The 813-nt window shown below is 28.2% G+C and carries 1 protein-coding gene; it reads left to right on the top strand.

Annotated elements, in window-relative coordinates; all coding sequences use genetic code 11:
* The coding region (locus tag NF27_RS12315; protein WP_039455460.1) for a tetratricopeptide repeat protein at positions 1 to 813 on the top strand (813 nt) is incomplete at both ends.

Below are 813 nucleotides of genomic sequence, written 5' to 3'. Positions count from 1 at the left end.
TTTGAAAATCTGGCTTTATTTTATAATATTGAGAAAAATAGTACACTAGATAGAGCAGCGACTCTAGCAGCTGAAGCACAAACAGGTTTGCAGGTTGAATTTATTAATGAAGTAAAATATGCAATTGCTTATGTACAAGAATTGCGACTTAGAACTTATTTAAAGGCAAACAGACAAGATGAAATATTACTCTTAACAAGAGAGCCTTTGATTGAAATTAATGATAATATTTTAAATAAAGAGTTATTACTTAGTATACATAATACTTTGATAAGTCTGTATGATTTAATAAGAGTTTTTATTAATACAAAAGGAAAGGCAAATATTTTTAGAGCAGATAGCATAATACTCAAGGCCAATGCCAAGCTTATAAATAAGGTGTATATTTTAGAAGAATTATATGAATATGATGAAGCCATTAGTCTTTTAAAAGAGAAAATAAAAAGCGATTTAAATTCAAATCTAGAGTATATTGCGCATCTTAGTAAGATTTATAATAAACTTGAAAAATATAGAGAATCCATAGAATTACTTGAGCCCTTAGCTAATAAGTATAATGAGCATAAATTTTATCCTTTCAATGGTAAAAGTCATTTTAATTTAACCGAAGATTTAATTAACATTTATATTAATCTTGGAGACGCATACAGGGGCTCAGGAAAATATTATGAAGCCATAATATTCAATAAAAATGTAATTAGTATATTACAACAACGAGCATTCCTAGAAGGCAGGAGTCATAGGTTAGCTACCACCTATAGTCATTTAGGGTTTTCTATGTATAAGAGCGGCAATTATCATGAAGAAGAAATT

It is taken from the genome of Candidatus Jidaibacter acanthamoeba (assembly GCF_000815465.1).
GTDB classification, from domain to species: domain Bacteria; phylum Pseudomonadota; class Alphaproteobacteria; order Rickettsiales; family Midichloriaceae; genus Jidaibacter; species Jidaibacter acanthamoebae.
Note: the sequence above shows the minus strand (reverse complement) of the source record. Positions and strands in the feature narration are given on the sequence as shown.